Source organism: Nocardia cyriacigeorgica (assembly GCF_005863245.1).
Taxonomy (GTDB): Bacteria; Actinomycetota; Actinomycetes; order Mycobacteriales; family Mycobacteriaceae; genus Nocardia; species Nocardia cyriacigeorgica_C.
On the sequence record NZ_VBUT01000004.1, the window covers coordinates 640,397 to 666,496 of the forward strand.

Annotated in this window: 23 protein-coding genes; 13 read left to right on the forward strand and 10 right to left on the reverse strand. The window is 68.4% G+C overall.

Annotated elements, in window-relative coordinates:
- Positions 1-75: 75 nt before the first annotated feature.
- Positions 76-1,758: a cutinase family protein gene (locus FEK34_RS12835; RefSeq protein WP_138448030.1), complete on the forward strand. Its 1,683-nt coding sequence runs from the start codon at positions 76-78 to the stop codon at positions 1,756-1,758.
- A gap of 337 nt (positions 1,759-2,095) precedes the next feature.
- Positions 2,096-3,499, forward strand: coding sequence for a lipase family protein (locus FEK34_RS12840; protein WP_212748749.1), 1,404 nt, complete (start codon positions 2,096-2,098; stop codon positions 3,497-3,499).
- A 120-nt stretch (positions 3,500-3,619) separates the two neighbouring features.
- Here the strand turns inward: FEK34_RS12840 and FEK34_RS12845 are convergent, their stop codons facing one another.
- A complete protein-coding gene (locus tag FEK34_RS12845) occupies positions 3,620-4,609 on the reverse strand; it encodes a hypothetical protein (RefSeq protein WP_138448031.1) in 990 nt (329 codons plus the stop codon).
- Positions 4,606-5,172, reverse strand: coding sequence for a hypothetical protein (locus tag FEK34_RS12850; protein ID WP_138448032.1), 567 nt, complete (start codon positions 5,170-5,172; stop codon positions 4,606-4,608). The genes FEK34_RS12845 and FEK34_RS12850 overlap by 4 nt, the downstream gene beginning before the upstream one ends.
- 80 nt (positions 5,173-5,252) lie before the next feature.
- Here FEK34_RS12850 and FEK34_RS12855 point away from each other — a divergent pair, with 80 nt between their 5' ends.
- Together FEK34_RS12855 and FEK34_RS12860 are read left to right on the forward strand one after the other, a co-directional pair.
- Positions 5,253-5,708 carry an SRPBCC family protein gene (locus tag FEK34_RS12855; protein WP_138448033.1) on the forward strand — a complete coding sequence of 152 codons (456 nt, stop codon included), beginning with the start codon at positions 5,253-5,255 and terminating at the stop codon, positions 5,706-5,708.
- A gap of 63 nt (positions 5,709-5,771) precedes the next feature.
- Entirely contained in the window at positions 5,772-6,731 is a 960-nt protein-coding gene (locus FEK34_RS12860; RefSeq protein ID WP_171048167.1) for a DUF389 domain-containing protein, read from the forward strand.
- Positions 6,732-6,738: 7 nt separating this feature from the next.
- Here FEK34_RS12860 and FEK34_RS12865 read toward each other — a convergent pair whose 3' ends face one another.
- The 3 genes from FEK34_RS12865 to FEK34_RS12875 form a co-directional block, all read right to left on the reverse strand.
- Positions 6,739-7,341, reverse strand: a complete 603-nt coding sequence (locus FEK34_RS12865) for a Tellurium resistance (protein ID WP_138448034.1) — start codon at positions 7,339-7,341, stop codon at positions 6,739-6,741.
- Positions 7,342-7,424: 83 nt separating this feature from the next.
- Positions 7,425-8,519: a DUF475 domain-containing protein gene (locus FEK34_RS12870; protein WP_036541599.1), complete on the reverse strand. Its 1,095-nt coding sequence runs from the start codon at positions 8,517-8,519 to the stop codon at positions 7,425-7,427.
- Positions 8,520-8,780: 261 nt separating this feature from the next.
- Complete coding sequence (locus tag FEK34_RS12875) at positions 8,781-9,356, reverse strand: TerD family protein (RefSeq protein WP_036541597.1); 576 nt, start codon at positions 9,354-9,356, stop codon at positions 8,781-8,783.
- 304 nt (positions 9,357-9,660) lie between these two features.
- Here FEK34_RS12875 and FEK34_RS12880 point away from each other — a divergent pair, with 304 nt between their 5' ends.
- Genes FEK34_RS12880 through FEK34_RS12895 form a run of 4 tightly spaced genes read left to right on the forward strand, consistent with a single transcriptional unit; the run spans position 9,661 to position 15,552 of the window.
- The gene (locus tag FEK34_RS12880) at positions 9,661-10,785 is read left to right on the forward strand and encodes a hypothetical protein (protein ID WP_138448162.1); all 1,125 of its coding nucleotides are present in this window, start codon (positions 9,661-9,663) and stop codon (positions 10,783-10,785) included.
- Between the two features lie 14 nt (positions 10,786-10,799).
- Positions 10,800-12,011, forward strand: a complete 1,212-nt coding sequence (locus FEK34_RS12885; protein WP_171048169.1) for an HpcH/HpaI aldolase/citrate lyase family protein — start codon at positions 10,800-10,802, stop codon at positions 12,009-12,011.
- Complete coding sequence (locus FEK34_RS12890; protein ID WP_138448035.1) at positions 12,008-14,719, forward strand: phosphoribosyltransferase; 2,712 nt, start codon at positions 12,008-12,010, stop codon at positions 14,717-14,719. Before FEK34_RS12885 ends, FEK34_RS12890 begins: the two co-directional genes overlap by 4 nt.
- A 47-nt stretch (positions 14,720-14,766) precedes the next feature.
- The gene (locus tag FEK34_RS12895; protein ID WP_138448163.1) at positions 14,767-15,552 is read left to right on the forward strand and encodes an HAD family hydrolase; all 786 of its coding nucleotides are present in this window, start codon (positions 14,767-14,769) and stop codon (positions 15,550-15,552) included.
- A gap of 158 nt (positions 15,553-15,710) precedes the next feature.
- On the opposite strand, the gene FEK34_RS12900 is transcribed toward FEK34_RS12895, so the two are convergent.
- Positions 15,711-17,270 (reverse strand): TerD family protein, encoded by a 1,560-nt coding sequence (locus FEK34_RS12900; protein WP_138448036.1) that lies wholly within the window; start codon positions 17,268-17,270, stop codon positions 15,711-15,713.
- 21 nt (positions 17,271-17,291) lie between these two features.
- On the reverse strand, positions 17,292-18,629 hold the full coding sequence (locus FEK34_RS12905; protein WP_138448037.1) for a TerD family protein: 1,338 nt from the start codon (positions 18,627-18,629) through the stop codon (positions 17,292-17,294).
- 200 nt (positions 18,630-18,829) lie between these two features.
- On the opposite strand from FEK34_RS12905, the gene FEK34_RS12910 reads away from it, so the two are divergent.
- The 3 genes from FEK34_RS12910 to FEK34_RS12920 are packed head-to-tail and all read left to right on the forward strand — an operon-like array spanning position 18,830 to position 20,921.
- Positions 18,830-19,453, forward strand: a complete 624-nt coding sequence (locus FEK34_RS12910) for an AIM24 family protein (protein ID WP_014353637.1) — start codon at positions 18,830-18,832, stop codon at positions 19,451-19,453.
- A 5-nt stretch (positions 19,454-19,458) separates the two neighbouring features.
- Complete coding sequence (locus FEK34_RS12915) at positions 19,459-20,157, forward strand: AIM24 family protein (protein WP_138448038.1); 699 nt, start codon at positions 19,459-19,461, stop codon at positions 20,155-20,157.
- A gap of 2 nt (positions 20,158-20,159) precedes the next feature.
- On the forward strand, positions 20,160-20,921 hold the full coding sequence (locus FEK34_RS12920) for an AIM24 family protein (protein ID WP_104360347.1): 762 nt from the start codon (positions 20,160-20,162) through the stop codon (positions 20,919-20,921).
- Positions 20,922-20,997: 76 nt separating this feature from the next.
- Here FEK34_RS12920 and FEK34_RS12925 read toward each other — a convergent pair whose 3' ends face one another.
- Positions 20,998-22,101, reverse strand: a complete 1,104-nt coding sequence (locus FEK34_RS12925) for an alkene reductase (RefSeq protein WP_138448039.1) — start codon at positions 22,099-22,101, stop codon at positions 20,998-21,000.
- A 61-nt stretch (positions 22,102-22,162) separates the two neighbouring features.
- On the opposite strand from FEK34_RS12925, the gene FEK34_RS12930 reads away from it, so the two are divergent.
- Positions 22,163-22,525, forward strand: coding sequence for a MerR family transcriptional regulator (locus FEK34_RS12930; protein WP_138448040.1), 363 nt, complete (start codon positions 22,163-22,165; stop codon positions 22,523-22,525).
- On the opposite strand, the gene FEK34_RS12935 is transcribed toward FEK34_RS12930, so the two are convergent.
- Entirely contained in the window at positions 22,522-23,520 is a 999-nt protein-coding gene (locus FEK34_RS12935) for a helix-turn-helix transcriptional regulator (RefSeq protein ID WP_138448041.1), read from the reverse strand. The two genes, FEK34_RS12930 and FEK34_RS12935, sit on opposite strands and share 4 nt — an antisense overlap.
- A 90-nt stretch (positions 23,521-23,610) precedes the next feature.
- Here FEK34_RS12935 and FEK34_RS12940 point away from each other — a divergent pair, with 90 nt between their 5' ends.
- Positions 23,611-24,171 (forward strand): DinB family protein, encoded by a 561-nt coding sequence (locus tag FEK34_RS12940; RefSeq protein WP_138448042.1) that lies wholly within the window; start codon positions 23,611-23,613, stop codon positions 24,169-24,171.
- 182 nt (positions 24,172-24,353) lie between these two features.
- On the opposite strand, the gene FEK34_RS12945 is transcribed toward FEK34_RS12940, so the two are convergent.
- Entirely contained in the window at positions 24,354-26,093 is a 1,740-nt protein-coding gene (locus tag FEK34_RS12945) for a glycosyltransferase family 87 protein (RefSeq protein WP_432760947.1), read from the reverse strand.
- Positions 26,094-26,100 lie beyond the last annotated feature (7 nt).

Below are 26,100 nucleotides of genomic sequence, written 5' to 3' on the forward strand. Positions count from 1 at the left end.
ACCTCATACGTGACACATGGCCCGTCGGGGGGCCTGTCCTTCCACTTGTCGGTTACAGGAAACTGGGGTTCGGACATGGCTCTTCGTGAGTTCTTCGCGCGACATCGGTTGGCCTCTGCCGTTGCCGCGCCCGCGGTGCTCGGGGTGGCGGCGGCGGTGGCCGCGACGTTCGCGTTCACCGCCGCACCGGAAGAGGCGGATACGCAGTTGGTGGCCTCGGTCACCGAATGCCGCGACATGGTGACCATCTCGGTCGCGGGTCGCAATGACACTCCCCGCGAGGGGACGACGGCGATGCTGGTGGACGCCAACGGCAATCCGCTGCCCGCCGCGCTCTCGGGTGATCACAGCAGTGAATGGCTCGATCCGGTGGTCAACGCGCCACGCGACGACGTCGCGGAGGGTTCCTACGCCGCCGTCTACATCGCCTACCCGGCGAATATGGCCAGCTACGAAGACGCCGTGAACGCCGGTGTCGCCAATGCCAAGCAGGTGATGTCGGAGATCGCGGCGGCCTGCCCGGACACCAAGTTCTCCATCGTCGGCTACAGCGAGGGCGCCGATGTGGTGCGTCGCGTCGCGATGGAGGTCGGGCATCAGGAACCCGGCCAGGACGGTGCGTACGGGATCGTCGACCCGGACAACGTGCTCGGCGTGGTGATCCTCGCCGATCCGGGCCGCTCCACCGGCGACGGTCCGTTCCCCGGTGCGGAGGATCCGTACGCCAACCCGGACGGCTTCGACCAGAAGTATCAGAACGGGCAGAAGCCGGTGCCCGGTTCGGGTGCGCTGCCCGGTACCAGCGGTGATTTCGGGGCGTTGAACGGCAAGATCGCCTCGTTCTGCTCCGACGGCGACCTCACCTGCTCGGCGCCGGAGAACATCTCGCTGCTGAACCTGGCGGTGAACGTCGGCAGGCAGTTGAATGTCGACGCCCTGGAACGTGAGGGCCTGACCCCGGCGACCGGCCAGGACGTCGCGGTGGTGCTCGGCCGGATCGCGATGACCGCGTTCGCCGATATCGCCTCCCAGCCGAACTGGATGGCCAGCGACGAAACCTTCCTCGAGGTGCTGCTGCGCGTCTCGGATCCGCAGTACAAGCCGGGCACGCCCGCGCCGCAGGATCCGGCGCAGGCCGACGCGATCGCGGTGGAGCAGATGTCGCCGCTGGCGTACCTGCCGCAGAAGATCCTCAACGAGATTGTCGGGCTGATCGTGACCAACCAGAACACCATCCCGGTGATCCTGAGCGATCCGTACAAGCAGACCCTCGGCCCCAACCACACCGGTCATCACTTCGACTACTGGGATGACGCCGACCCCGGCAATGGCAAGCCGATGACCTCGGCCGAGTACGCGGCGGCCTGGATCACCCACCTGGCCAAGCAGGCGCAGGCCGGCCAGAAGGTGGATACGAACTCCAAGCCGACCGAAGCCGATCTGGCCGCGGCCTACGAGGCGGCGGAGTCGACCACCTCGGCCGCGCCGGCGACCGAACCGGCCAAGGGCACGACCACCACCGCGCCGGCCACGACCACCACGGCGAAGCCGAAGACCGAGGCCGACCCGTCGACCACGGCCCCGACGACGACGCCGAGCGAGGCAGCGACCACCACGCCGGAGGTCACCACCACCCCGCCCGCGCCGACCACCACCCAGGCGCCCGCGGAGACGACGGAATCCACCACCACAGCGCCGTCGACCACCACGAAGGCGGAGGCCCCCACGACCGACGCCCGCGCGGAGGCGACCAACTGAGCGAAGCCGGAGCCGGTCGTACGGCGCGGATGCGAGGCGCCGGACTGACGGCCGGATAACCGGTGACGCGAATCAGTAAGCCGGAATGCGATATCGAAAAAGCCGATGCGGCGGACTCAGCTGGAGTCCGCCGCATCGGCTTTCGGGGTGCCTAGCTTCGCCGCCGAAGCCACCGCGCGGGCCACCCAGTTGCGTTGTGGCCCAGCTGGGCCTTCTCCATCGCCCGGTCGACAGATCGACGGCGTCGACCGTAGTGGGCGCCTGCGAAACCCTGCCCGCGAGCGCTGAGCCCGCGGAAAACGGCTCCATAAACTGAAACACGTTCTACAGTGTGCCCATGCGAACAGCGGGGATCGGGCAGTCGGAATCACTCGGGCGGGGACGAGGATGGCGGGCCAGGATCACCGCAATCGCCGTCAGCATCACCATGACCTGCGCGGCGATGGTCGCGCTCAGCGCTCCCGGGTCGGCGATTCCGAATACCACCGACGCCTTCTATCTGCCGCCCGCCGGTTACGAATCAACCGCACCGGGCACCATTCTGCGGACCAGGCCGATCGCACCGGTATCGCTCCAATTGATCCCCATGCGGGTGCGCGCGTGGCAGCTGCTCTACCGGACCACCGATTCCCACGGTAACCCGTATGCCGCGGTGACCACGGTGTTGATGGGCGATCACGGCAGGCCGCCGACCGCGATCCTGTCTTACGAGAGCATGATCGACGCCATCGCACCCAACTGCATGCCCTCGCAGGTCTTGCGGACGGGCGCGCCGTGGTTCGACTTCTCCGGCGCCAGCGGCCCGATCACCTTGTCCACCACCGCGAGCGAAGTGCCTATGATCGCGGCCGGGCTGGCGCAGGGCTGGGCGGTGTCGGTTCCGGATCTGGGTGGTGTGGACAACCACTTCCTCACCCCGAAGGAGCCGGGGTATGTGGCGATCGATGGTGTGCGGGCAGCGCAGAAATTCGCCGAGCTCGGGCTCGCCGCGCGGGCACCCGCGATGTTCTGGGGATACTCCGGCGGCGGCATCGCCACGGCGTGGGCGGCGCAGGTGCAGCCGGACTACGCCCCGGAGCTGAATGTCGCGGGAATGGCGATCGGCGCGCCGGTCGCGGATCTGCTCGCGGGCATCAGGAACGGCAACGGGACCCCGGTCGCGGGCTTGCCGCCGGTGGGTATCGCCGCACTGCAACAGGATTCGCCGGAGTTCGCCGCCATGATGGATCAGGTGCTCACCGCCGAAGGCAAACGGTTGCTCGCCGGAGCGGCCGCGAGCTGCACCCCGCAGAACCTGGTGAGTTTCCCGTTCCTCGATTTCGGCAGCCTGTTGACGGTGCCGCTGGAACAGGTGCTGACCGCGCCGCTGACGCAGCGCCTGATCGGCGAGCGGACCCTCGGTGCGACGGCGCCCACCGCACCCGTCTACGTGTACAACGCCGTGGACGACGAACTGAGCACGATTACCTCCGCCGACCAGCTGGTCGACAAGTATTGCGCGGCAGGCACTCCGGTGACCTACCGGCGTGAGGTCGTCCCGTCGGTGGTGTCGCCGCACGCCTTCGAATGGGGGCTCGGCGCCCCGGCCGCCTTCGCCTGGTTGAAGGATCGGGCCGCCGGGCATCCGGTCGCCGGCTGCGATATCCGGACCGGGACGTCGCCGACCACCCCGGACGCGATGAACTCCTTCGGCGCGGACTTCGTCGGCGGAATGCTGGCGGCGATTCTCGGGCACCGGTAGGCGGCCTGCTCGGCTACTCATTCATGCCGAGCCGTCGCCGCCCGGCTTCTGCCGCAACTGCTTCGGCGCCGCGACAGTCTTTCCGCTGCGCGGCCGGCGCCTCCGAGCCGACCGGCGCGCTCAGCGCGGCCGCAGCCGCCGATAAGCGGTCGCCACCCGCGAGGAATCGTCGAACGGCCCGCGCCAAATGCGCTGATCCAAGATCTCCAGGAACGTCGGCACGCCCTGATCGCTCAACACGATTCCGGACTCGTCGATCCGGATGCCCTCGGGGAGTTCGGGATAGCGGTCGATCTCGGCTTGCAGCGAGGTGGGCGTGATCTTCGGCAGATAGTCGACTCCGCTGAGCCGTTTCAGCAGCTTGGCGTAGCTGGGCCGCTTGGCGCACACGGCGATGATGGTGTCTTTGACCTGCGCGGACAGCTCCAGGCCGAGCGCCTCGCTGATGTGGTCGACGAATTCCGGGGTGGCCTTGGTGAGCAGTTCGAGGTCGGTGAACAGGCGCAGGAAGGTGTCGGGTTTGAGGATGGCGATCTCGTCGCCGGCGATGACGAGATCGAATTCCTCGGCGAAGGCGAAGACCGGGTCGCCGACGCGGTTCAGGCGTTCGCCGAAGGTGGCGAGGATGCGGTGCGCCGAGGCCACGCGCAGCCCGTGCTGCAACCGCACGAATGCCGTGCGCTGCCGATCGGGTCCGGCCGATTCGCAGATCAGCACGTAGAACAGGAAGGTGCCATCGCGCATCTGCCGCGGCAGCACAGTCTCCAGCGTCGCCGAACGGGCGATGAGCTGGAGCAGCCCGGCGATCTGAGCGTCGGGTTCGCCGGCCACGGCACCCGGCCGGGCACCATCGAGCCCGTCGAGGCAGAAGGAGAAGAACTCCTCGCCGTCGACGAGTGCTGCGATGGTGTCGTATTCGATCGGCGCCATGGCCCCGAGCCGTTCGAGGGTGGCCGCGGCGATCTCGCGCAACTCGACCCCGAGCGTGGCAGCGAACTCGATCCGCAATGCCTGCAAGCGTTTACGGCTGTCACGCCAGCCCAGCAGCAGGTCGATCGGTTCGCCGCCGATATCGATGCCGGCCCAGTCCCGGCCGCCGCGCATGCTCATACCCGCTCCGTCATCACTCGGATTCCGGCGTGCTGGGCGACCGTGACGGTATCGCCGGGACGGGGTACCGAACGCACAACCACATAGGCCATATCCCCGGTCGCGGTCTGCACCTTCACGATTCGGTGCAGCAGCAGATAGATCATCGGGTTGACCTGGATGAGGTCGGTGCGCACGTACACGATCAGCAGCACAAGCAGGAACAGGCCGTAGGCGAGGGCGTCGAGCCCGCCGGGTGTTTCGACGGTGAGGAACGGCAGCACGTAGGAGACCAGGTAGCCGCCGGATTCGCTGCCGGTCTCGTGTACCCCCGCCACCGTGAGCGAAGAGCGCGCCGACGAGCCGAGCAGATACAGCACCCAGATGGTGCAGACCGCGCCGAACCCCATGAGCGCGAGCGCGCCGAACGCCAGCCACGGGGTGGCGGCGAAGCGGGCGGCGAGGATCGCGAACAGCGGCGTATAGCTGGAGAAGAACAGCGGTGTACGCGCGACGATCTGCATCAGATCGTCGGCTGCGCGCCGAGGTGACGGGCCCGGCGCGGGATGGACCGCTGCTGTCATAGCGCCACTGTATTACCGGGTACCGACAAGATCGTCGCCGCTGGTGAGCCGGGCTGCGCAGGCTGTGCTTCGATCAGGACATGAGCTCAGAGACGCAAACAGTGGTCAGCGCCGAACGTGAGGTCGCGGCGCCCGCGGCGGTGGTGTTCGAGTTGATCGCCGATCCGGCGCAGCAACCGCGCTGGGACGGCAACGACAACCTGTCCGAGGCCCCGGCCGGCCAGCGGGTGCGCGCTGTCGGTGAGGTCTTCACGATGGTGATCACCAAGGGCGCCACCCGGCACAATCATGTGGTCGAGTTCGAGGAGGGCAGACTGATCGCGTGGCAGCCGTCCGAGCCCGATCGCGAACCACCCGGCCATCTGTGGCGCTGGGAAATCGAACCGCTGGACGAGCACCGTTCGCTGGTGCGCCACACCTACGACTGGTCGCGCCTGACCGACGAGAATCGGCTGCCGCGGGCCCGCGCCACCACCTCCGACAAGCTGGCCGCCTCCATCGAGCGTCTCGCCGAGCTCGCCGAGCGGCAGACATAGTCATCAGGACTCGCCACGCGGGTTCACCCGGCCCGATGCCGGCGAGTACGCGAGACTGAGCCCATGCTGCACGTGCGAGTAATGGCGCCCGCCGACAAGACCGACGCTGTGATCGAGATCCTCGAGGGCGACGACGCGGTCAGCGGGCTTGCGGTGATGCGCGGGGCCGCGCTGCGCCCGGCCGGAGACCTGGTGATCGCCCACATCGCCAGGGAAGCGGCCAATGAACTGGTGGAACGGCTGCGCGCGACCGGCGTGCACAAATGCGGGAGCATCGAGATCGAGCCGGTGCGGACCTGGCTGTCGCTGGCCGGTTTCGAGGCCGAGGTGCGCACCCCCGGCAGCAGCGCCGACGCGGTGGTCTGGGCCGATGTGGCCCAGCGTTCCTACGAGGAGACCGAACTCAACTGGACCTACCTGAGTTTCATGACCCTGGCGACCACGCTGGCCGCCATCGCCATCGTGGTCGACTCGCAGATCCTGGTGATCGGCGCGATGGTGCTCGGCCCGGAGTTCGGTGCGATCGCGGCGCTCGGGGTGGCGCTGGTGCGGCGCCGTTTCGTGCTGTTCGGGCTGGCGGTCCGGACCCTGATCCTCGGCTTCCTCACCGCGATCCTGCTGACGTTCCTGCTGGTACTCATCGCGCGCGGGCTCGGTTGGATCACCGCGGAGGATGTGGGAACAGGGCCGGAAACCGCATTCATCTACACCCCGGACAAATGGTCGTTCATCGTCGCCGTGATCGCCGCCGCGGCGGGCGTGCTGTCGCTGACCTCGGCGAAATCGGGCGGTCTGGTCGGTGTGTTCATCTCGGTGACGACCGTGCCCGCGGCCGGCAATATCGCGCTGGCCGCGGTGTTCGCGCACTGGGACGAGGTATGGGGCAGCACACTGCAATTGGCGCTGAACCTGTCCGGGATGGCGTTGGCCGGTTGGGGGACACTGGCTTTGCAGGATGCGCTGTGGTCGCGGGTCGCGGTGCGCAGGCCGAAGGCGCGGCTGTACCCGCGGCGCATGCTCTGAGCGCCGGTCAGGCGCGCGCGGAATCCATGTCCATGCCCCACCGGTAGGTCCGCATCAGCTCGTCCAGCGCGCCCGTCAGGTACCTGGCCTCGCGGTAGACGGTGATGCCCGCGCCCTGGTTCTGCAACAGTGCGATGGCGCAGGACCGGGTGTCGGCCACCGGTTCGTCCAGTGCCAGTTCGACATTCGAGCCGATGGTGGGCGCCAGGGTGAGCGTGCCCTTGGCGGCGGCCCAGTTCGGCGCCTGCGCGGACAGCGCGAAGATCAGGACCTGGCGAAACGCTTCGGGGCGGGCCAGATCCATATTGAAGCCCGCGCTGCCGGGGCGGGCGCCGTCGCGGTCGAGCAGGATGTGCGGCTCGAATTCGAGTGCGCCGGCGTCGGTGGCGGTGCGCAGCACGCCGGTGCGCCCGTCGGCGAGTTCGTAGAGGCAGCCGAGTTCGAGTTCGACCGGAGTGGATCTGCGGAACAGGCTCTTGGCGCGCGCGGCCCAGGTCAGCTCGGCCCGCATGATGCCCTGCAGCTCGCCGGGCCTGGTGAGATTGATGCTCGGCGTGGCCTTGGACAGGGTGACTTTCCCGCCGCCGGCCAGCTGATCGTCGATCGCCATCGCCGCGATCCCCCCTCAGGAGATGAGAACGGCAGCGGCCACGCCAGGCCGCTGCCGTTCGAGTCTTCGGTTGCGTCCGCCGGTCAGCCTACCGGGGTCGGCTCCTTTTCGGCGGCCGCTTCCGGCTCACCCTCGCGCCGGTTGCGCATGATGCTGCTGATGAACGCCGCACCGATGAACGCGATACCGATGAAACCGGTGACGAGCTCGTTGACGTGCACGCCGATCGAGATCAGCAGGATCGCCGCCAGCGCGCCGATCGCCCAGTGCGCACCGTGCTCGAGGTACACGAACTCCGACAGGGTGCCCTTGCGCACCAGGTACACCGTGATCGACCGGACGAACATGGCGCCGATCAGGCCGAGGCCGAGCGCGATGATGATCGGGTCGGCGGTGATGGCGAACGCGCCGATGACGCCGTCGAAGGAGAACGAGGCGTCGAGCACCTCCAGGTACAGGAACAGGAAGAAACCGGCCTTACCGGTGGCCTTGGCGGCCTCCGACGGGCCCGCGTGCTCCTCGGCGTGGAACATCGAGCCGAGTCCGTCGACCGCGATGTAGGTGATCATGCCGAGCAGGCCGGCCAGCAGCACCGTCGAGCGGACCTCTTCCTCGGCGAGGAACTCCGCGCACAGGATCAGGCCGAGACCGGCGACGACCACCGACAGCATGTCCAGCTTGCCCGCCTTGGCCAGCGGCCGCTCCAGCCACGACAGCCAGGTGATCTCCCGCTCGGCGAAGATGAAGTTCAGGAACAGCAGCGCCAGGAACATGCCGCCGAACGCCGCGATCTGCGGATGGGCGTCGGTGAGCAACGTCTCGTAGCTCGGGTCGCCGTTGGGGAAGTAGGCGGCATCACCGGGCGGCGGGTTGAGCGCCAGGTCGAAGGCCTCGACCGGGTTCAGCCCGGCGGTGACCCACACGATGGCCAGCGGGAACACCAGGCGCATGCCGAACACGGCGATCAGGATGCCGACGGTCAGGAACATGCGCTGCCAGAACTCGCTCATCCGCTGCAGGATGGTCGCGTTGATGACGGCGTTGTCGAACGACAGGGACACCTCGAGGATGCCGAGGATCGCGCAGAGCACCAGCGCGGTGGGCCCACCGTAGAGCAGTGCCACTACCAGTGATACGACGGTGACCAGGAAGGATAGGCCGAATATGCGCAGGACCACGCGGGGACCTTTCGTGTGCGGCGCCGGAGTCGGTCGTCATCCGGGCATATGGGACGTGTGAAGCTGCTGCGTGCGATCGCCGACCCGGTGCGAGCGGCGCTCGACACGACCGTACCGGTCGACGGTGAACCCGACATTTCGGGCCGACGTCGAAAGCGACCGTCATCATTCAGCCTGGTCGCCGGACCATGAGATGTCCAGTCGGACCCAGCGGAAGGGGGCCCGGCGCCGGGCCCCCTTCCTGGTCGAGAGTGAGCTCGATCAGACGTTCACGCCGTAGTCGCGGGCGATGCCGGCCAGGCCGGAGGCGTAGCCCTGGCCGATGGCGCGGAACTTCCATTCGGCGCCGTTGCGGTACAGCTCACCGAACACCATGGCGGTCTCGGTGGAGGCGTCCTCGGACAGGTCGTAGCGGGCCAGCTCCTCGTTGTTGGAGCGGTCCACGACGCGGATGTAGGCGTTGCGCACCTGGCCGAACGACTGCTGACGGGTGTCGGCGTCGTAGATCGAGACCGGGAAGAAGATGGACTCGATGGTGGGCGGGGTGTTGGCCAGATCGACGTTGATGACCTCGTCGTCGCCCTCACCCTCACCGGTGGTGTTGTCGCCGATGTGCTCGATCGAGCCCTCGGGCGAACGCAGGTTGTTGAAGAAGACGAAGTGCTGGTCGGAGACCACCTTCTTGTCGGCTCCGGTCGCGATCGCGCTGGCGTCGAGGTCGAAGTCCGTGCCGGTGGTGGTACGAACGTCCCAGCCGAGGCCGACCGCGACAGCGGTCAGGTTAGGCGCCGCCTTGGTCAGCGAGACGTTGCCGCCCTTGGACAAACTGACACCCATGCGGGATTCCCTTTCGATAGTCGTCTGTGATTCCCAGCATGTCCGAATCGCCGGGTACGAGATACGACAGTAGTAGGTTTCGGCGATCTTGCGTATAAACCGATGCGGGTAGCCCGCATTCGCTCGCGCCGCGCGCCGCCCCTGGACGCCCGGCGCCCGGCCCAGGCCGTTGTCCCGGCCCCGCCCCGGCAAGATCTCCTACCATCGGGTCGTGGCAGGCCGCAGGCGTGGATGGTTCCGGTCATCCGGGAATACCGAGTGGATCGAGCAGGCTCGGCACTCGCTCGCGTCGGCGTTCCTGGACATGGACCGGCGCCAGAGCGTCGCCGAATCGGCCACCGCGGCCGCCGAGCAGGTCTTCCCCGAACGCCGCCTGGATCGGCGCTGGGAACCGGTGCGGGCCCGCTGCTACGCCGCCGCCGACGCCTATCTGAAGCTCACCGAGCAGCTCGATCAGGCCGAGGCCACCGGTGCTTCGGTGCCGCAAGGGCAGGTCAGAACCGACGAGACGGTGCGCAGGCTGGCCGAGGCGGCGCGCGGGGTGGACGAGTACTACCGCGGCAACCAGGCGCAGCTGGAAGAGGCCGTCGCTGTGGTGGCGATGGTGCCGCGGCTGGCCGAGCAGGTGACCGCGGCCGCCGCGCAGGTGCGCGGGCAGGCTGCCGAGTCCCCTTACGCGCACTACGGGTCGATCCGGCGGGCGAGCGCCGCGGTCGATGAGGCACTGATCACATTGCACGCGGCCCGTGAGAACGCCGGGGTCGGTGCGGTGCGCGAGGCCGCCAACCGGCTGGACGCGGCGAGCAAAGAACTGGCAGATGCTTTGGCGCAGGCCCCATCTCGGACCGCCGCGGCAGCGACCGCGATCGTCTCGGTGCGCACCCGGCTGGCGGCGGCGCGGACCAGGGCCGAAGGGGTGGGCGCGGCGTACTCCGCGCTACTGCGCGAGTTCAATGCTGCGAGTTCGGCGGATCTGTCTGACAATGAGCGAGACAGCCAGCGGGCCATAGCCGCCGCGGATGACGCCCTGAGCCGGGCCCGCGCGGCCGCGGCCGAGAACGACCCGGAGTTAGCACTTGAACTGACCACGACCGCGCGCGGCAATCTCGCCGAGGCCGAACAGCAGGTCGACGCCGTCACCAAACGGCTGACGCTGCTGCGTGAGGTGCGCGAGAATCCGCAAGACAAAGCCAAGGCCGTACGATTCCGGCTGCGGGACGCGCAGATGCTCGCGGTGGGCCGCGGGCTCGCCGCCGAGTGGGGATCTGTCCTCGACGCGCAGGCCGAACGGATCGACCGGATCACCGGTGCGCTGTCCGGGCGTCACCCCGACTATTGGGCGTACGTGACGGAGCTCGACGCCGTCGCGGATTTCATAGCGGGCGTAGTGGATCGCATGAGAAAACAGTCAGGACCACGACGAGAGTGAGGGGTGGGGAGACGATGACCGCAGGCATCGCCGTCAAGCAGGAAGTTTCCCTGCGCAAGCGCGTGCTGCTGCGCCATTTCCGGCAGCTGAACGGTCCCGACGCGAGAACGCTTTTCCATCGCCAGCCCGAGCCCATCGGCGGCCAGACCGACCGCGAGCTGCTCGCCGTGGCGCTGGGCGCGACCCTGTACGCGCCCGCGACCAGGGCCGATCTCACCGCGACGATCTGCAAGCGGGCCGCGCGCGGGGTGTGCTCGATGGTCATCGACCTCGAAGACGCGGTGGCCGACCACGAGGTGGAATCGGCGAAGGCGCAGGCGGTGCGCACCCTCGACGAGCTGGCCGCCGGCGTCGACCCGAACCCGATGCTGTTCGTGCGGGTGCGCGACGCCGACACCATCATCGAGATCGCCGAGCAGCTCGGGCCGGGCGCCGAGGTGCTCACCGGCTTCGTGTTCCCCAAGTTCGATTCGGCCTCCGGGTCGAAATATCTTGCCGCGTTGGAGCATGCGCGCACCCTGCTGGACCGACCGCTCTACGGCATGCCGGTGCTGGAATCGAAGGCGCTGGTGCATCGGCAGACACGCGACGCCGAACTCACCGAGATAGCCGCGCTGCTGGCCGAACACCGCGACAACGTGCTGGCCGTGCGGGTCGGCGCGACCGATATGTGCTCGACCTTCGGAATCCGGCGCGACCGCGATCTGACCATCTACGACGTGCGGGTGGTCGCCGATGTGATCGCCGATATCGTCAACTATCTGGGCCGCGCCGATGGCACCGGATTCGTGATCACCGGCCCGGTGTGGGAATACTTCGCCGATCACGAGCGGATGTTCCGGCCGCTGCTGCGGACGGCGCCGTTCGAGGAATCCGATGCGGTGCCGTTCCGGCGCTACCTGGTCAGCCGGGATCTCGACGGTCTGTTGCGCGAGATCACCCTCGACCGCGCCAACGGCATTCAGGGCAAGACGGTGATCCATCCGTCGCATGTGGCCGCGGTGCACGCGCTGTCGGTGGTGACCCATGAGGAGTACTCGGATGCGCTCGACATCTTGCAGGCCGATGTGGGCGGCGTGGCGGCCTCGGAGTACCGGAACAAGATGAACGAGATGCGTCCGCATCGCAGCTGGGCGCGCCAGACCCTGCTGCGCGCCAGGGTGTTCGGGGTGGCCAACAAAGGAGTATCGTTCGTGGATCTGTTGACGGCGTTGGTCACGGTATGAGCGAGGAGTCGACGGCATCGCCGCAGTTCTCGGCCTGGGCGACACGGCATCTCGGGATTGAGCTGCATCATGAGGCCTCGTATCGGCACGGTATTGACCTGGGTGTGCTGCCTGCTGATTTGCCGATCGCTTCGCTGATCCAGCCGGGGTTGCGGAGGAACAATAAGAAACGCGCACATCTGCTGGTGTCGACGGTGCTCGGCAAACATCTGCCCACTGATCCACGGGTGGTGCTCGACGCGGGCAATCGCCTCGGCGATCTGGTGCGCGGAGCGCTGGGCGAGCGCGACGCCGTGGTGCTCGGGTTCGCCGAAACCGCCACCGGCCTCGGTCACTGTGTGGCCGCCCGCATCGGCGCCACCTGCTACCTGCATTCCACCCGGCGCGAGGTTCCGTTGGCGCAGACCCTCACCGGATTCGAGGAGGGCCATTCCCACGCCACCTCCCACCTGCTGCAACCCGCGCCCGCCGACATCTTCGTCAACGATCTGCCGTTGGTGCTGGTGGACGACGAGATCTCCACCGGCGACACCGCGATGGACGCCGTGCGCGCGCTGCACGCCTTCGCGCCGCGATCGCATTACGTGCTGGCCTCGCTGGTGGATATGCGCACCGAATCCGATCGCGCCCGATTCGAGGCGGCGGCGCGTGAACTCGGTGCGCGCATCGATACCGTCTGCCTGGCCGCGGGCCGGACGATGCTGCCCGAGGATCTCATCGACGCGGTGCAGAGCCTGCCGGAACCGCGGCTCAATCCCGTCGCGCCGCAGCGGGGCTCGTTCCAGCGGTGCGAATTGCCTTGGCCCGCCCACGTTCCCGAGGGTGGACGGCACGGCATCCTGCACTCGGATACCGCGGCCTTCGAATCGGCGCTCACCGCCGCCGCTGCGGCCCTGCGCGCACGGCTGACCAGCGATTTCGCCGAACGCCCGGTGATAGTGCTCGGGCACGAGGAGCTGATGTATCTGCCGCTGCGGCTGGCCGTCGAACTGGCCGACTCCGGCATTTCGACCAGATACCAGACCACCACCCGCTCACCGGCCTACGTGCTCGACGAGCCGGGTTATCCGCTGCGGCGCGGATTCCGCTTCACCGCACCGGAATCCGGCCAGCATCAACCGCGCTACCTCTACAACGCGCATTGGGCCGAGGATTTCATCGCCGAACTCGATGCCTGGACCGGCGACGTGTCCGAGGCCGAGACGGTGCGCGGTGAACCGGTGCTGGTGACCGTCGTGGATGCGCCCGCCGATACCGAGGAGTTGGTCGCTGCCGGCGGTCTGGTCGATGTGCTCACCACATCCGGTGCGGATGTGCTGGTCGCGGTGCTGCCCGGGGCCGACCCCCGCCTGTTGCACGCGGGGCGGACCGATGCCGGCGCCGACCAGGCCGATTCCGGACACGAGGAGAATGGGCAGGCAGGCCTGTCTGCCGGACTGGTCACGAAGGGAGTAGATGCGATGTCCTCCGCAGCCGACGCGCTCGCCGACTGCGACCGGCTGCCGGTGACCGGCGCGGCCGTCACGGAACCGGCGCGGGCCGGTGTCGCCGTCGATGCGCGGCCGGGTGCCGGGGTGGCCGGCTGCGAGCCGCTGTACGGACCGGAGTTCGGTTCCTATGCCCGCGACGACGTCGCCTGGCTGCTGAAGGACCTGTCCGACGTCGACCTCGAGGCCGACGTCACCGAGCGCGAACAGCGCATTCAGGCCGGGATCGCGCACTACGCGGAATCGCTGCCGATCGAATACCAGCCCGACGCGCAGTACCGCGAGCTGTTCGATCAGGTACTCGCCGACAGTGCCGAGCGGCTGGCTCTCGCCGTCGGCACCGTGGCGGAACTGGTTGTCGCCGAACGCGGTACCGATATCGTGCTGGTTTCGCTCGCGCGTGCGGGCACGCCGGTCGGGGTGCTCATGCGGCGCTGGCTGCGCGACGGGCGCGGGCCTGGAATGCCGAGCCTGGATATCCCGCATTACGCGGTGTCGATCGTGCGTGATCGCGGGATCGACGCGGTGGCCTTGGATTATCTGGCGGCCCATCATGATCCGGCCTCGATCGTCTTCGTCGACGGCTGGACCGGCAAGGGCGCCATCACCCGCGAGCTGTCGGAAGCCCTGGACGCCTACCACGCGGCGGGCGGCGCCCGATTCAACGACGACCTCGCCGTCCTGGCCGACCCCGGCCACTGCGTGCGCACCTACGGCACCCGCGACGACTTCCTCATCGCCTCGGCTTGCCTGAATTCGACCGTCTCCGGGCTGGTTTCACGCACCGTCCTCAACGACGAGCTGATCGGACCCGGCGATTTCCACGGCGCGAAGTTCTACCGCGAACTGGCCGCCGACGACGTCTCCGGACGCCTCATCGACACCGTCACCGCCGCCTTCGACGCGGTGCGCGAACACGTGCCCGGTTCGGTCGAGGCCATCCGCGCCGGCGACCGCACCCCCACCTGGGCCGGCTGGGCCTCGGTGGAGCAGGTACGCGCCGAATACGGTGTGTCCAGCGTGAACTTCGTGAAACCCGGGGTCGGCGAGACCACCCGGGTGTTGTTGCGCCGGATGCCGTGGCGCGTGCTGGTGCGGGAACCCGACGCTCCCGAGCACGCCCATATCCGCCTGCTCGCCGCGGCCCGCGGTGTGCCGGTCGAGGTCGTCGACGACCTGGCCTATTCGTGTATGGGACTGATCAAGGATGTGCAGCAGTGATTCCGCTACGAAGACAGGTGCTGGTCGCCACCGACCTGGACCGGACCATGATCTACTCCCGCAACGCGTTCAGCACCGACGATGACCTCGCGACCGTCTGCGTCGAACATCTGGAAGGCGCGCCGCTGTCGTATATGACGACCATCGCGGCCACCCGGATGCGCACCCTCACCCGTCCCGCCGCCGTCGTCCCCACCACCACCCGCACCATCAAACAGTTCGGCCGCATCCAATTGCCCGGCGCTCCATGGCGTTACGCGATCACCAGCAATGGCGGCAATATCCTCGTCGACGGCGTCCCCGATATGCGCTGGCGCATCGATATCGACGCCGAAGTCCGCGCGAGCGGCGCCACCCTCTCCGAGATCAGCGCCGAACTGCGCTCCCGCATCGATGAGAGCTGGGCGCCGAAATTCCGCGTCGCCGACCACCTGTTCTGCTATCTCGTGGTGAAACCGAAGGCCGTGCCGGACGGCTTCCTCGCCGAATGGGACTCCTGGTGCCGCCCGCGCGGCTGGTCGGCCTCCCAGCAGGGCCGCAAGATTTACACCATGCCGCTGGCGGTCTGCAAGAGCCGCGCCGTCGCCGAAGTGCGCCGTCGCCTCATCGAATCCGGCGAACTCACCGACACCGCCCTCACCCTCGCGGCGGGTGACGGAGCCCTCGACGCCGAAATGCTGCGCGCCGCCGACTCCGCCATCCGCCCCCGCCACGGCGAACTCGAACTGCTGAACTGGACCCACCCCAACCTCACCGTCACCGAGTCCTCCGGAATCATGGCCGGCGAGGAGATCCTGGACTGGTTCATCGACGCCGCGCCCGCGGCGGCGTGAGGATCGGCCGGCCGGGGAGGCCCGGTTCTGACGATCATCAGCACCGGAAGGTCTCGGTTATCGGCGAAACGAACCCGCGCCGTCGCCGCGGCGGTGGGCGACCTCGGCGTAGTGCTGTTCTCCCGGTGGGCCCGGCGCGTAAGCAGCCGGGTCCACCCTCAGCGGGCGCGCAGAATCCGCGCCTGCCGCTCGGGTTCCTGCGGTAGTAGATCCAGGTCCAGTTCCCACGCGCTGCCGGTCCACGGGTCGAACAGCGGGGTGCCCGGAATCGTCGGCAGGTGACGGCAGGCCTGCGACAGGGTCGCGATCAGGGGGTCCGCGGAGTCGGATTCGTTGCTGCCGATGATCACCGTGGACAGCCCGATCAGATCACCGCGCATGAGCAGCGAACCGAGCCGCTGCACGTCGGTGGCCTGATAGCCGTGCGGGAAATCGGCCGCGACCAGCACCCGATGCTCGGTGGGCGGGGTGCCCGCACCGCTGTTGTAGGCCATTTCGGCCAGCTCGGCGGCGTCGGCGAGGGTTTTCAGCCGGGCCGAGATATCGGTGTGGTGGGTGATCGGTGGACCGCCGAGCACCGGTGCGAGCAGGCCGGTGAGTCCGGTGAACGCGCTGGTCAGATCGATGATGTCGACGACGGTGGTGCGCTGCGGCGCCGCCGCGACGAGCCGGGCCAGCAGTGCGCCGACAATCGGCGCGACCGCCGCCGAGGATTCGGTATCGATCCACAGCGGACGATTCAGCGGGACCGGCACACAGTACGGAATGCGCAGCGGCCCACGGTCGATGGCGTACAGCTCGCCGAGCCGGATGCCGTCGGCGGGTGCGGGAGGGCGGTCCCAGGCCGGTGATTCCCAGGACGCCAGCGAGGGCGGCATCGCCTGATCGGCCTCGGCGAGTTCGCGCACCAGCTGTTCGCTGTCGCGGCGGTGGTTGGCCTCGGCGGTGGCGTTGAGTTCGTCGTGACGGCGCTGGGCGGCGGTGCGGGCGGCGTCGGCGGCGGGGGTGTTTCTGGTGGCCGGGTCCGAAACCGCTTCGGACAGTTCCTGATCGAGCCGTTTCGCCGCGTAGTCGCGGGCGGAGATCAGGGCCGCCGCCGAGCGCGCCGCGTCTTCGAAGATCATCCACAGCCGTTCCAGGCCGTGCCCCACCTCGAGCGGGCCGCCGGCCTGCGCGGGCACGGCGGCCTGCGCGGGCGCGGTCATCGCGTAGGGATCCGACTGCGGGCCGGACGCCGCGGGGACAGGTGCCATCCCGGCCGCACCGTGCGCCTGCAACAGTTCGGCCAGACCTCCGGCGTAACCCTGACCGAGGGCGCGCACCTTCCACGCACCTTGGCGCCGATATACCTCGAGGCAGATCAGCGCGCGCTCACCGGCGGCGGGCGCGATCGCGAATTCAACCGTGACGGAACCATTTTCGGACAGTTCGGCAACGACCTTGCCCAGTTCCGCCGACTGCCCTGCCGTGCTCACCACCAGCAGGACCGCCTGCGCGTCGGCCCGGACCTCGGCGAGGGTGACGGTCACACCGTCGTCGCCGAGGCGCACTCCCGCCGTCGTCGTCCGAGCACCGGTGACGACGTCGTCGGCGGAGCGCACCCGAAGATCGTCGTTCACCACCAGCGCCGAAATGTCCAGTGCCGCATCGGCGTGCACGCCGAACCGCACCGACTGGGCGGTCAGGGGGACGTTCTGCCCTGCCGTCAGTTGCCTCACGTCCACTTCCCCCGTCGTCACTCAGCCGGTCGCGAGGAAACGGCCGAGCTGCGGTACTGCCTCCCCGGGATGTTTGGCCTGGAATCCTTCGCCGAGCGCCTGCATCTTCCAATCCGCGCCGACCCGATAGACCTTCGCCATCGCCATCGCGGTGAACGGCATACCGCCCGCGAGGGTGTAGCGGGCCAGTTCGGCATTGTTGCCGCCGTCGATCAACCGGCAGAAGGCGTTCTGCACCTGCTCGAATGTGTGGCCCTTGTAGGAGGTGACGATGAAGAACAGCGTGCTGATGTGGGCGGGGATGCGGGTCAGATCCACCAGGATCATCTCGTCGTCGCCCTCGCCCTCGCCGGTGAGGTTGTCGCCCTGGTGGCGCACCGAGCCGTCCTTGGAGCTGAGCTGGCCGTAGTAGGCGACGTCGGCGGGCTGGTGGTCGGCGAACATGACCACCGAGGCGTCGAGGTCGATATCGACGGTGCGGTTGCCGAACATGCCGCGGCTGCGTACCGGATCCCAGCCGAGACCCATCTTGACGAAGGTGAGCGCCGTGCCGCCCTCCTTGCGCAGGGTGACCCGCTGGCCCTTCTGCAAGCTGACCGGGCGGTCCTTGCTCAACGAGATCTCGCCCTGCGGCTGCGCGGGCGGCGGCACCGGAGCACCGGGAGGCGGGTAACCGGCGCCCGGGCCCGGCGGGGGCGGATACCCGCCACCCTGCGGCGGGTAGGGCGCGGTGGGCGGCGGTGGCGCCGGGTAACCGCCCTGCGCGGGCGCGGCCGGCGGCTGGGTCGGGTACGCGGGCTGCGCGGGTGGCGGAGCCGGGGCGGGCTGCGGCGCGGCGGGCGGCGGGGGCGGCGAGTCATCGACCGTCACGCCGTGGTCGGTGACCAGGGCCGCGAAACCACCGGCGTATCCCTGTCCGACCGCGCGCACCTTCCACGCACCCTGACGGCGGTAGAGCTCGAGCGCGATGACGATCGACTCGGTGTCCAGACCGTCGATGCGGTACTCGTAGAGCGGCGTGCCGGACGCATCCGACACGATCGCCGTCGGCGCCGGATAGCGGCCGAAATTGCTGGTGGCGTCATCGAGGGTGATGACCGCGCGGATCTGATCGATATCGGCGGGCACCGCGTTCAGCGACACCGCGAGCGACGCCGGTTGCCCCGCCGGGCCGGGCACCAGGTTCACCCCGGGCCCGCTGGGCTGATTGAAGAACACGAAGTCGGCGTCGGAGCGCACCTTGCCCTGCTCGGTGACCAGGAGCGCGGACAGATCCGCCTGCGCCGTCAGCTGAATGGAGATCACCACATCGTTGCCGGACAGCGGGCCGTTCTGGCCCTTGGCGAGTGTTGCGGACAAGTTCGACCCTTCGCTTGTCGGTGCGTACGGAAGCCACTCTACGAGAAAGGTGGATACCACGGCTCGGATGCGCTCGCAGCGCGTGCTCGCGGACTGAGATCAACTTCGATCACGATTGTCCATTAGGGTGACGGCGACGCTCATGGAGCATGGGGGGATTGCCCGTGTTCCCTCATCCACACGACAGGCACAACTCTTCTATGGCGCAACTGTTCGAACAGTCGAAGAAGGTGATCGAGGCTCATCTCGCGGGCACGAGTCTGCGCGCGATCTCCGGGTCGATGATCGCCTACGAGGGCAATGTCCAGTTCAAATCCGCCGGATTCGGTGGCGGCGACGGCGTGATCGCGGGCCTCAAGCGGCGCGCGACCGGAGAGAAGCTCTCGCTGATGGAATGCGGCGGCCACGGCCGGGTGTTCTTCGCCGTCAACGGCCAGAACGTCTCGGTGGTGAACCTGAACAACGAGACGCTGCAAGTGGAATCGCAGCAGCTGCTCGCCTTCTGCGGCAACCTGCGCACCGACGTGCGTTTCGCCGGGCTGCACGGCGCCTCCGCCGGGCAGGGCCTGTTCACCACGACGGTGTCGGGCCAGGGGCAGGTGGCGCTGCTGTCGGCGGGCGGGCCGCTCATCCATCTCGAGGTGACGCCGCAGTTCCCGCTGGTGGTGGATCCGGACGCGTTCGTCGCCGCGCGCGGCAACCTCAATCAGTCTTTCGTCACCGATGTCTCCTGGCGCACCGTCGTCGGACAGGATGCGGGCGAGGCGTTCTCGCTGCGCTGGGATGGCCAGGGCGTGGTGTCGATTCAGCCGGCGGAACGGTAGGCACGATGTTCGAGAAGGTCAACGGCAAGGTCGTCAAGGTCAACGTCGGGATGGCGGGCGGTGTGGTGGCTCGCCAGGGCGCGATGCTGTTCTACACCGGCGACGTCTCCTTCGCGCCGCACCAGATTCCGGGCGGCCAGGGCATGGGTGGCGGCGGCGGGATCATGCGGATGGCGGGCCGGATGATGCAGGGTGAACACGAACGCACCATGCTCGCCCAGGGCAACGGCGAGGTGCACTACGGTTTCGCCGGCCTCGAGATCCACATCGTCCAGATGCAGCCCGGCGCCGCGCTGCGGGTGGAAGCCTCACGGCTGCTTGCCCATACGGCCGGTTTGCAGAGTTCGGTGGTGTCGGTGATGAGCTCCGGCGGCGGGGGCGGCGGCGGTGGCCTGATGGGCGCGCTGCGCGGCGCGGCCTCCGGCGCGATGACCGGCCAGGGCATGTTCACCACGCAACTGTCCGGGCAGGGTGCGGCGGTACTGCTCGCGCACGGCGGATTCCTGGAACTTCCGGTGGGCGGGCCGAATCCGATCGTGGTCGATCCGCAGGCCTTCGTCGGCGCCTACGGCAATGTGCAGACCGAACTGAAAACGGCCATGAGCTGGCGCGACGCGGTCGGCCGCGGATCCGGTGAGGCGATGCAATTGCAGTGCACCGGACAGGGAGTCGTGTACGTGCAGGCCTCGGAAGAGAAGTTGTGACCATGAGCCAGATCCTGAACCCGATGACTCTCGGTGAGAGCGACAACATCCCGGGCAACAGCTACGCCTACTGCATCGACCTGAACAAGCCGTGGTTCATGCGCAAGGGCGCGATGATCGCCTACTACGGGCAGATCCAGTTCCAGCTGCTCACCCACGGCCTACAGGGCTCGCTGATGCACATGGTGTCGCAGCAGTTCTCGGCACCGCTGTTCACCAGCGATTACGTGGTGGCCGAAGGGCACGGCAAGCTGATCATCGGCGACCGTGGCTACGACATCAACTCCTACGATCTCGACGACGGCAACCTCACCATCCGCGCCGCCAACCTGCTCGCCTTCGAACCCGGTCTGGCGCTCAATCAGTCCATCGTGCCCGGATTCCTCACCCTCATCGGCACCGGCAAGTTCCTGGCCTCCTCCAACGGGCCGGTCATGTTCGCCGAACCGCCGCTGCGGGTCGACCCGGAATCCCTTGTCGGCTGGGCCGATTGCCCGTCCCCCTCACACCACTACGACCATCGCTGGATCTCGAGCTTCCTCGCCGCGGGCGCCGCCCGCTTCGGCGTCAACTCCGGCGAGGAACGCCAATTCGACTTCACCGGCGCGGGAACCGTGCTGATCCAGTCGAGCGAGAAGGTGATCAGCGATTCCGCGCTGGTCCGCACGATCGAGGGACAGTTGCAGAGCGGGATGACCGTGCCCGGGTTGCAGCGGATCCAGGGAGTGGTGGCGCAGCAGCTGGCGGGGCAGCAGCAGTACTGAGGTTCCCGTCGGCGGTGTGGTCGGCGCAGGACCGCGTGCGCACCCACGGCGCTGTGGGCGGGCCGCTTGCCTGCGGCTAGGCGACCTCGCGTCGCAGGTCCCCACCCGCCGATACGTCCCAGCTCGGGTAGTCCGAGTAGCCCTCGGCAGTCCGGCCGTAGAGATGCGATTCGCGGATCGGGCTCAGCGGCAGGTTACGCGCGATGCGTTGGACAAGGTCGGGGTTGGAGATGAAGGCGCGGCCGAAAGAGACCAGGTCGGCGCCGGTCTCTTCGAGCGCGCGTTCGGCTGCGACCGCGGTGGTCTGCGCCCGGTTCTCCCCGACATTGGCGATGAGGGTGCCGTGCCAGAGCGGACGTAGATCCGTCAGCGCCGGATAGTCGTCGTTATCGATGAGGTGCAGATACGCCAGACCGCGCCGGTCCAGTTCGGCGACCAGCGGCCGGTAGAGCGGGGCGGGATCGGCCTCGATCATGCCGAACTGCGGGTTGCCCGGGGAGAGCCTGATCGCGGTGCGGTCCGCGCCGACGGCCGCGATGACGGCGTCGGTCACCTCGAGCGCGAACCGCATCCGGTTGCGGATCGAACCGCCGTATTCGTCATCGCGGAGATTGGTGTTGTCGGCCAGGAACTGGTGCACCAGATAGCTGTTGGCGGCGTGGATCTCGACGCCGTCGAAACCGGCGGCGATCGCGTTGGCGGCCGCGTCGGCGAAATGGCCGATGGCGGCGGCGATCTCGGCTCGGGTCATCGCGGCGGGCATGATCGGCGCCGCCTTGGAGCCGTCGAGCAGATGTACGTGGTCCTCGTCGCGCACCGCCGACGGTCCGGCCGGCAGCGTTCCGTCGATGCGGGCGAGCGGATGACCCTTGCGCCCACCGTGCATGAGTTGGGCGAAGATCCGTCCACCTGCTTCGTGCACGGCGTCGGTGACCCTCCGCCACGCGGCGACATGAGCTGCGGTTTGCAACCCGGGCACCCAGGCTTCGCTCTGACCGCTGGAATGCGGCCAGATACCCTCGGTGATGATCAAGCCGGCAGTCGCGCGCTGGGTGTAATAGTCGATGACGTCGCTGGTGGGCGAGCCGTCGGGCAGCGAACGCAGGCGCGTCATCGGCGACATCACCACTCGGTTCGGCAGCGTCAGATTCCGGTCTCGGAACTCGGTGAGTAGCAGCATGGGCGTACCGTAGAACCTGACATCAATGTCAGGGGCAAGCCCGGATTGTGGAGGTGTGCCGATGCGCATCGGTGAACTGGCCGAACGGACCGGCGTCAGCGTCCGCTCGCTGCGCTATTACGAGACCCAGGGCCTGCTCGCCTCCACGCGGACACCCGGCGGACAGCGCGACTACGCCGAGTCCGCCGTCGACCGCGTCATCCGGATCCAGGAAATGTTCGCCGCAGGCCTGCACAGCCGCACCATGGCCGAACTCCTGCCCTGCATCCACGATGCCGACGGTACCCCCAACGCCACCGCCACCCCCTTCCTCGCCGAAACCCTTGCGGCCGAACGCGACCGGATCGACGCGTGCATCAGGGATCTGCATCGCACGCGGGAAGTATTGGACGAGGTGATCCAAGCCGCGCAGGGGCAGCGCTAGGTGGATGCCGTGCTCGCCCCCGCGGCTGCGTAACGACTGGACAACCGGGTGAACGCCGCGGCGAGTTCGGGTGGGCCGATGACGTCGATGTCCGCGTCGAACCGGCCGACCGACGCTGCCAGGGCCATCCACGACCAGGCCCCGCGGGTGAGTTTGCAGCGGTCGGGGCCGAGTGCTTCGACCGTCGCGTCACCGGCGTACTTGGACACCTCAGTGGCGGGCAGGTGCAGGATCATCTCGCCCCAGCACGGCCAGCGGCCCGAATCGGCCCGGCTGAACCGGCGGGCCACGAACTCCGCGACCGAACCGCCGGGCACGGTGCGCGGGGTGAACCGGGGCCCGGTCGGGGCGCGCGGGGTGATCCGGTCGGCCCGGAAGATGCGCCAGTCGTCGCGGTCGAGATCCCAGGCGATGAGGTACCAGCGGCGGGCCCGGGTCACGAGGTGATGCGGCTGCACGCGGCGCGGCGGCTGCGGCGGATCGGAAGACGCTGATACCGAGTCGGTTTCGGTCCGGTAGTCGAAGCGCAGCACTTCTCGGGAATGGATGGCCGCGCCGAGCGCGATCAGCACCTCGGGGTCCACCCGGGCGATCCGATCGCTGGCCCACGTATCGATGGCGGCGATTTGTAGCGTGTCGATCCGATGACGCAGCCGCGCCGGCATCACCTGCCGGATGGTGTTCAGCGCACGCGCCGCGGACTCCTCGATGCCGACGCCGGAGGTCGCGGCCAACCCGAGCCCGACGGCGAGCGCGACCGCCTGTTCGTCGTCGAACAGCAGCGGCGGCAGATCAGTGCCAGCCTCCAGGCGGTACCCACCGTCGGGACCCTTGATCGAGGCGATCGGATAGCCCAGCTCACGCAGCCGATCGACGTCGCGGCGCACCGTGCGGGCACTGACCTCGAGCCGCTCGGCCAGCAGTGCGCCCGGCCAGTCCCGGCGCACCTGGAGGAGCGAGAGCAGGGCGAGCAGTCGCGCGGAAGTCGTCGGCATGTTTCCATTCTGGCCGCAATAGCGGACACATCCTGTCCGCTTCCCCTGTCATGGTTGATCCCGACCGAGCATCACGCCGAAAGGAACGCTATGACCGCCTCCACCCTCGACGCCGAACGCACCGAACTACTCGAAGCCCTCGCCGCCGCACGCACCACTCTCACCAATTCCGTCCGAGGCCTCACCGACGCCCAGGCCGGCGAGCATCCGACCGTGAGCGCGCTATGCCTCGGCGGGCTGATCAAGCACGTTGCCTCCATGGAGCAGACCTGGATGCGCTTCGCCGTCGAAGGGCCCTCGGCCATGCAGCACGACCTGCCCGACGGCGTCACCTGGGCTGACATCATGGGCGGCACCGCACGCGAATTCCCGCAGTGGATGATCGACCACGAACAAGAGTTCCAGATGCAGCCCGGCGACACCCTGGCCGATATCCTCGCGCGCTACGAGCGGGTCGCCGCGCACACCGAAGAAGTGCTCGCCACGATCCCCGATCTGTCCGCGGCGCATCCGGTGCCCGATGCGCCGTGGTTCGAGCAGGGCGCGGTGTACAGCGTTCGGCGAGTGGTGGCTCACCTCATCGCCGAAACCGCCCAGCACGCCGGGCACGCCGACATTTTGCGCGAGTCGCTCGACGGGCAGACCGCGTAGACGGGGGCGGTGCCGGTCTGGAGGTAGGGCGCCCGCACCCGCCGCACATCGATGCCGAGCGCGGCCGCCGAGGACGCCCCGGAACTGTCCAGGTGGCGGTGCGTGCCATGCGGTCGGCGAGCGGTCGGTGCCGGTCGAGGCGTCGACTACCGGTCGGCCTCGAACCGGCCCGTGCGGCTCGCTCAGCGCGTGAGAACCCGGCCTTCCCTCGGCCGCAACCGTTCCGGCAACCACGGCAGCAGGGGATCGGTGGCGTGGTCGAGCGGCCCGCCGACCGGATCGTCGACGAAATCGCGGCGCACCAGATCCTCGTCGGGACGGTAGATCTGGCGCACGATCAGCGCGCACACGATGATCACCGCGATATCGCGCAGCAGCACGGTGCCGGTGAACCACTGCTCCGGCAGGCCTTTACGGTCGATGCCGAGGTAGTAGAACATGCGCGGCACCCAGACCAGCGCGTCGATCGTCATCCAGGCCAGCAGGATCCGCCGATGCGGTAGCGCCAGCACCGCCAGCGGCACCAGCCATAGCGAATACTGGGGGCTCCACACCTTGTTCGTCAGCAGGAAGGCCGCGATCACCAGGAAGCACAGCTGGGCAAGGCGCGGCCTGCGCGGAGCGGTCAGGCCGATGTAGGCGATGAGCAGGCAGGCGATGACGAACAGCGTCAGCGAGACCAGGTTGAGGATGGTCGGCTGTTGACCGTGCTCGAGCACACCGTCGAAACCGGGCCAGCCGGTGAACGAGGTGATGACGTTGTAGATCGAATCCGGGTCCGCGTGCCGGGTCGTGTTGAGCCGGAAGAACTCCCGCCAGCCGGTCGGATACAGCACCGCGATCGGCAGATTCACGATCACCCAGGTCCCCGCCGCGGCGCCTGCGGTGAGTCCGGCCGCACCGAGCGGGCGGGTGCCCAGAATCCGGACCCGATGGGGGATCTCACGTATCCACTTCCGGGCCGCGGGCAGGCCGTCGATCTCGTTCAACCGGATCTTGATGTGCGCGCTCGGCGTGCGGTGCATCGGGTCGGCGCGCAGGCACAGCACCAGGATCGGGCCGAGCAGCAGCAGCGGATACAGTTTCGCCGCGCCGCCCAAGCCGAGCAGCACGCCGGCCAGCACCGGTTTCTTGCGCGCCCAGGCCAGCAGGCCGGTGGCGGCGAAAGCCGTTGCCAGGGCGTCGAAATTGGTGAAGCCGTGCACGATCACCAGTGGTGAGCAGGCGACGAGCGCGGCATCCCAGATCCGCCGGCCCGCCAGCAGCGCCGTCGCCCACACGGTGACCAGCCAGGCCAGCGCGAGACCGACCGCGATCACATTGAAGTAGATGACCACTTGCAGCGCACCAGGCAGCGGACCGGCATCCCAGCTCTTCGTGATCTGCATCGACACGTACTGGTAGAGCCCCGACAGCACCGGATACTCCATGTACCGGGTTTCGGTGCCGCCGTCGGGTGTTTCCTCGGTCCAGGACTTCTTGTACGGGAACGCGCCCTCGTTGAGCCGTTCCGCGCCGTAGAGCGGGACGGTGTCCGAATAGCACATGGCCGTGTACTGGCGGCCGTCGTTCCAGTCCAGGGTGAGGCCGCCGTTCGCGGCTTCGGTCTGCTGGATGCACGGCGCCTTGGTGCCCCAGCCGAGCGCCAGGAACAGCACCGTGAACAGGAACAGCACCCGCATCGGCGTCCAGAACCTGGTGCGGCCGATCAGCGCGTGATCACCGACCGGCCCGCCGATCACCGTGCACAGTTGCGCGGTCAGGGAGTCGTTGCGGCTCGGCCGGTCTCGCGCGTCGCACGACCGCAGATCGGGGGCGAGCGGAGCCGGGGACTCGTATCGCACGCTGCCCGGCCGCTGCGCCGACGGGCCGGTGTGCGCGTTCCCGTTGGTCGGCTCGCCCACCAGTCGCTGATCGGTCACGGCACCC

Coding starts and splice junctions, on each gene's coding strand:
- FEK34_RS12835 (WP_138448030.1), top strand. CDS start 76: ATGGCTCTTCGTGAGTTCTTCGCGCGACATCGGTTGGCCTCTGCCGTT.
- FEK34_RS12840 (WP_212748749.1), top strand. CDS start 2,096: ATGCGAACAGCGGGGATCGGGCAGTCGGAATCACTCGGGCGGGGACGA.
- FEK34_RS12845 (WP_138448031.1), bottom strand. CDS start 4,609: ATGAGCATGCGCGGCGGCCGGGACTGGGCCGGCATCGATATCGGCGGC.
- FEK34_RS12850 (WP_138448032.1), bottom strand. CDS start 5,172: ATGACAGCAGCGGTCCATCCCGCGCCGGGCCCGTCACCTCGGCGCGCA.
- FEK34_RS12855 (WP_138448033.1), top strand. CDS start 5,253: ATGAGCTCAGAGACGCAAACAGTGGTCAGCGCCGAACGTGAGGTCGCG.
- FEK34_RS12860 (WP_171048167.1), top strand. CDS start 5,772: ATGCTGCACGTGCGAGTAATGGCGCCCGCCGACAAGACCGACGCTGTG.
- FEK34_RS12865 (WP_138448034.1), bottom strand. CDS start 7,341: ATGGCGATCGACGATCAGCTGGCCGGCGGCGGGAAAGTCACCCTGTCC.
- FEK34_RS12875 (WP_036541597.1), bottom strand. CDS start 9,356: ATGGGTGTCAGTTTGTCCAAGGGCGGCAACGTCTCGCTGACCAAGGCG.
- FEK34_RS12880 (WP_138448162.1), top strand. CDS start 9,661: ATGGACCGGCGCCAGAGCGTCGCCGAATCGGCCACCGCGGCCGCCGAG.
- FEK34_RS12885 (WP_171048169.1), top strand. CDS start 10,800: ATGACCGCAGGCATCGCCGTCAAGCAGGAAGTTTCCCTGCGCAAGCGC.
- FEK34_RS12890 (WP_138448035.1), top strand. CDS start 12,008: ATGAGCGAGGAGTCGACGGCATCGCCGCAGTTCTCGGCCTGGGCGACA.
- FEK34_RS12895 (WP_138448163.1), top strand. CDS start 14,767: ATGATCTACTCCCGCAACGCGTTCAGCACCGACGATGACCTCGCGACC.
- FEK34_RS12910 (WP_014353637.1), top strand. CDS start 18,830: ATGGCGCAACTGTTCGAACAGTCGAAGAAGGTGATCGAGGCTCATCTC.
- FEK34_RS12915 (WP_138448038.1), top strand. CDS start 19,459: ATGTTCGAGAAGGTCAACGGCAAGGTCGTCAAGGTCAACGTCGGGATG.
- FEK34_RS12920 (WP_104360347.1), top strand. CDS start 20,160: ATGAGCCAGATCCTGAACCCGATGACTCTCGGTGAGAGCGACAACATC.
- FEK34_RS12925 (WP_138448039.1), bottom strand. CDS start 22,101: ATGCTGCTACTCACCGAGTTCCGAGACCGGAATCTGACGCTGCCGAAC.
- FEK34_RS12930 (WP_138448040.1), top strand. CDS start 22,163: ATGCGCATCGGTGAACTGGCCGAACGGACCGGCGTCAGCGTCCGCTCG.
- FEK34_RS12935 (WP_138448041.1), bottom strand. CDS start 23,520: ATGCCGACGACTTCCGCGCGACTGCTCGCCCTGCTCTCGCTCCTCCAG.
- FEK34_RS12940 (WP_138448042.1), top strand. CDS start 23,611: ATGACCGCCTCCACCCTCGACGCCGAACGCACCGAACTACTCGAAGCC.